The organism is Rhodococcus sp. P3_B8 (assembly GCF_056402775.1).
In genome coordinates, this window is the sequence record NZ_JBFUGT010000411.1 from 1 (window position 1) to 4,894 (window position 4,894).

Here is a 4,894-nt window from a genome sequence, read left to right on the forward strand (position 1 = left end):
GTTCCATCACGCCCAGAGCCAGGTCCACCGGTTCCTGAACATGCTCGGTGGCTACACCCGATCGGTGCACAGCTACTCGCTCGGCGCGACGGGCGTCATCATGCCCCGGGTGGTGGGCACACACTGGAAGATGTTCGCCCGCTCCACGTCCTGGAAGATCATCGCCGAGCACACCGATCTCATGGTGTGCTTCGGCGGCGTCCCCCTCAAGAACACCGGCGTCAATCACGGCGGGACCAGCGACCACCCCACCCGCGACGCACTCGACGCCCTCCGGCGCCGCGGCGGATCCATCGTGTCGTTCAGTCCGCTGCACGACGACGTGCACGGCGCCGCCGAACGACACGCCCCGGTGCCCGGCACCGATGTCGCGATCATGCTCGCCCTGGCATACGTCCTCGCGACGGAAGACCTGCACGACACGGCATTCCTGGGCAGCCACTGCGTCGGCTACGACCGCTTCGAGGACTACCTCCTCGGCCGCTCCGACGGCGTCCCGAAGTCGCCCGCGTGGGCCGAGCAGATCTCGGGTATCGCCGCAGCGGACCTCGTCGCCGTCGCCCGGCGGATGGCGGCGGGCAGGACGATGGTGACCGTCACCTGGTCGCTGCAGAGGGTGCGGCACGGTGAGCAGGCCCCGTGGATGGGGGTCACTCTCGCCGCGATGCTGGGCCAGATCGGCCTACCCGGTGGCGGTTTCGGCCACGGCTACGGTTCCATGAACGAACCCGGGCTGGCCCCCGTCCCGTACCCGCTGCCCACGCTTCCCCAGGGGCTGAACCCCGTCCGCGACTTCATCCCCGTGGCCGCGATCTCGGACATGCTCCTGAACCCGGGCGCACCGTTCGACTACGACGGTCAGCGGCTGACGTACCCGGACATCAAGATGCTGTACTGGGCGGGCGGCAACCCGTTCCACCACCATCAGGACATTCCCCGTCTGCGCCGGGCGCTGGCCCGGCCCGACACGATCGTCGTCCACGACCCCTACTGGACGCCGATGGCCCGGCACGCGGACATCGTCGTCCCATCCACCACGTCGCTCGAGCGGGCCGACCTCAGCTGCACCCGCAACGACCCGCTGCTCGTCGCCATGCACGCCGCCGTCGGGCCCTACGCCGACGCGCGGGACGACTACGACACGTTCGCCGCCGTCGCCCGGAAACTGGGTGTCGGGGAGAAGTTCACCGAGGGCCGCTCGTCCGAGCAGTGGCTCGAGCACCTGTACGGGCAGTGGCGAGACTTCGTCCGCGCGGACGGCGGTCCCGCCCCGAGTTTCGACGACTTCTGGACGCAGGGCCACGTGCGGATGCGGACCGAGGACGACCTGATCCTGTTCGGCGACTTCCGGACCGATCCGGTGAAATTCCCCCTCGCCACCCCGAGCGGGCGGATCGAGATCTTCTCCGCCGACATCGACGGATTCGGCTACGACGACTGTGCCGGACACCCCCGCTGGTACGAGCCCGAGGAATGGCTGGGCGGCCGGCGGGCACGGCAGTTCCCGCTGCACCTGATCGCCAACCAGCCGCGCACCCGCCTGCACAGCCAACTCGACCACGGCGGCACCAGCCAGAAATCGAAGATCCGGGGCCGCGAACCGCTCCGAATTCATCCGGACGACGCCGCCGACCGCGGACTCACCGCCGGCGACGTCGTCCGCGTGTTCAACGACCGCGGCGCCTGCCTCGCCGGTGTGGTGGTGGACGAGGGCGTCCGGCGCGGTGTGGTCCAGCTGTCGACGGGAGCCTGGTACGACCCGCTCGACGCGACCGACCCGGATTCCCTCTGCGTGCAYGGGAACCCCAACGTGCTGACCCCGGACGTGGGCACGTCGTCACTGGCCCACGGCTGCACGGGCCAGCACGTGCTCGTCGAGATCGAACGCTACGAGGGTGCGCTTCCGCCTATCCGGGCGTTCGATCCACCGACGATCATTCGCCGGTCGGTTCCAGGGTCAGCGAGATCGAATTGATGCAGTACCGCTGATCGGTGGGGGTGGGGTAGCCCTCGCCCTCGAAGACGTGGCCCAGGTGGCTGTGGCACGTCCCGCACACCACCTCGACGCGGCGCATCCCCAGCGACGTGTCCTCGCGGAGGATGACGGCGTCCGAGTCGGCCGGATCGAAGAACGACGGCCACCCGCAGTGCGATTCGAACTTCTCCGTGCTGCGGAACAGCTCGGCGCCACAGGCCCGGCAGTGGTAGACGCCTTCGGTCTTCGTGTCGGTGTACTCGCCGACGAAGGGGCGTTCGGTACCGGCCTGGCGCAGCACGGCGTACTCCTCGGGAGTCAGTTTCTCGCGCCACTCGCTGTCGGAGAGAGCAACCTTCGGGGCGGATTGCGTGGGATCCTGCTGCTGCGAACTCATGGCTCCACGCTAATACGTTTCGCCGATTCCGGCCGCGACGCCCGCGCGGGACGGGGGCCTACGTCTTGGCGGTGGCCGACTCGACCTGCGGCTGCTCGTCCGGTTCCGGTTCCCGCGGCGGGGTGCCGGAAGCCTTCTCGTGCGGTTCGAGGAGGAACGCCGGGTCGATGCCGCGGTCGAGTCGCCCCTCGCGCCGCGCGGTGACGTAGCGGACGGTCAGCACACCGAAGACGACGAGGAGCATCAGGCTCCATCCCAGCGTGGTCTTCATGTACTCGGCGGTCCGGCCGGCCTCGATGAACCGGCTCGACAGCCAGCTGTCGTAACTCATGAACCCGTACACGGCCAGCCACGCCGGCCAGTTCCGCATCACCGAATTCTTCAGCACCACGGACATCAGGAGCGGGAACAGCATCATCGAGTAGTACATCTGGCCCAGCGAGCCGAGCAGCCACGACGCCGTCAGCAGAACCCCGGACGTGGTGACGACAAAGAACAGCTCGTCGTGGCGGTAGTAGCGGTAGAGCAGCCACAGGGAACTGAGCACGATGGCGGTGAAGACACCGCGCAGGGCCCAGATCAGGGCGGTGGGGAGGCCGTAGTACTTGCCGTTGCCGACGATCGCGCTGTTGAAGTAGTCGCGCGACTCCATCAGGTACGGCACCGTGTGGCGCACGAAGTCCATCGGGTCCGCGGACAGCGGCCACGCCACGGCGGTGAGGATCAGGGGAATGCCGATCGCGGTGACGAACACCTTCCACTGTCCGCGCACCAGAGGCAGCAGCAGGAGTGGGGCGAGGATCGGTTTGACCGCGAACGTCAGCCCGATGGCGACACCGGACCACATGTCCTTGCGCTTCATCAGCAACACGAGGAATGCGATCTCGCCGAGCAGGACCAGACCGTTGATGTTGGTGAAGACGAGGGTGTTGGTGACGGTCTCGGAGGAGAACGTGGCGAGCAGCAGGATCGGGGCCGCGATGGAGTTCAATCCCAGACCGAACAGCCGCAGGAGCAGGTACAACGCGATCACGATGGCGATCGCGTTGGCGATGATGAACAACCACCGGGACTTCTCGGGGTCGATCACCGCGATCGGCGCCATCAGCAGGGTGCCGGACGGCGGATACAGGTAATGCGGATCGACCCAGTTGAAGTTGGCGGCGTAGACGGGGCGGCCGTTGAGGAAGGCCAGCGCCGCGTTGTAGACCGGTCGGAAGTCGTCGGTGATGTACCCGTTGACCGCCTTGACGACCACTCGATGCAGCACTGTCATGACGGCGATCGGCCACAGCGCGAAGTTGATTACCTCGTTGGCAGTCCGCCCGGTGCGCGGTTCGAGTTGTCGAAGGAACACCACGGCACGGTACACCGAGAAGCTCTGACGTGCGGTCACGCACCCCCTGTGGGTGTCGGGCGGAACACGTCGGCTAGGCAGGGCAGGCGCTGCCGTCCGGGGGCAGCACGCCGTCCGCGACGTAGGTGGCGATCGACTTCTGCGCGCAGTCCGAATGGGTGGCGGGGTGGCCGCTGCCGTGCCACGTCAGGGTTGCCGTCGCGGCGCCTGCGCTTGACACGGCCCCGGTCACCGTTCCCACCCCGGCGTTCCCGACGACCGGGTCGGCGGTGCCGCTCAGCACCAGGACCGGGAGTGTCAGCTCGCCGGGCAGGGCGGGCGGCGCGGTCGCGGGCCAGGAGGTGCACGCCAGCAGTCCGACGGCGGCGTTCGGTCCGAACAGCGGGAACCGCTCGCCCCACAGCTTCTGCAGTTCGCGAACGCGGTCGGGTGCGGGCCACTGCTGGCCGTCGGTGCAGCGGGTGATGAACTGGCCGTCGCCCTCGTAGGCCGCCTCGGCCTGCGCGATCGCCGCCAGGATCGGCGCCGTGTTTCCGGCGAGGGCGGTGGACACCGCATCGGACAGGGCGCGGACGCGACCCTGCTGGTCGCCGCCCGCTGCGGCGAGCGACCCGGACACCGCGGTGAGGAGGGCGTTCGCGGAGACCCGCGGGATCTGGCCGTTCGCGGCGCGGGTGACGGCGTCGGTCATCGCGGCGCGGGGATCGGCGCCGAGGGAGCAGTTCAGGGCGGTGCACTGGCGGGCGAACGAGTCGAACGCCGCCTCCTGACCCGCGACCTGCTGTTCGGTGGCGGTTGCGGCATCCACCGTGGTGACGGCGGGGGAGTCGAGGACGAGTCGGCCGACTCGATCGGGGTACTTGGCGGCGTAGCTGAGCGCGACGGCACTGCCGTTGCCGGTGGCGAGGATCCCGAGTGCATCGACGTCCCAGGTGCGGCGCAGTTCTTCGATGTCGTCGGCGGCGTGGGTGCTGTCGAACGCGAGTTCCTGTGGCTGCAGGTAGTCGGTGCACGCGATGGTGGCGTCGCGGCCCAGCGCGGTGACCTTGTCGACCTGGTCGCCCGTCCCCGGATCGAACTGCCCGAGATTCGCGAGGCTGCTGCGGAGCTCCGGGGTGAGGCATTCGATCTCCTGCGAGGAGGCGATGCCGCGGCGGTCCACCGC

4 protein-coding genes are annotated in these 4,894 nt (G+C 68.8%); 1 reads left to right on the forward strand and 3 read right to left on the reverse strand.

The genetic code is table 11. From position 1 onward, the window contains the following. Nucleotides 1–1,975: molybdopterin-dependent oxidoreductase (locus tag AC1D1G_RS41720; protein WP_477956552.1), on the forward strand; the 1,975-nt coding region annotated here is incomplete at its 5' end. Here AC1D1G_RS41720 and msrB read toward each other — a convergent pair. The 3 genes from msrB to AC1D1G_RS41735 all read right to left on the reverse strand — a co-directional run. Continuing rightward, complete coding sequence (gene msrB, locus AC1D1G_RS41725) at nt 1,935–2,372, reverse strand: peptide-methionine (R)-S-oxide reductase MsrB (RefSeq protein WP_009480111.1); 438 nt, start codon at nt 2,370–2,372, stop codon at nt 1,935–1,937. The two genes, AC1D1G_RS41720 and msrB, sit on opposite strands and share 41 nt — an antisense overlap. Before the next feature lie 58 nt (nt 2,373–2,430). Further along, nucleotides 2,431–3,768: a glycosyltransferase family 87 protein gene (locus AC1D1G_RS41730; RefSeq protein WP_280783339.1), complete on the reverse strand. Its 1,338-nt coding sequence runs from the start codon at nt 3,766–3,768 to the stop codon at nt 2,431–2,433. 34 nt (nt 3,769–3,802) lie between these two features. Then, a partial coding sequence (locus tag AC1D1G_RS41735; protein WP_477956553.1) for an alpha/beta fold hydrolase occupies nt 3,803–4,894 on the reverse strand: 1,092 nt, incomplete at its 5' end.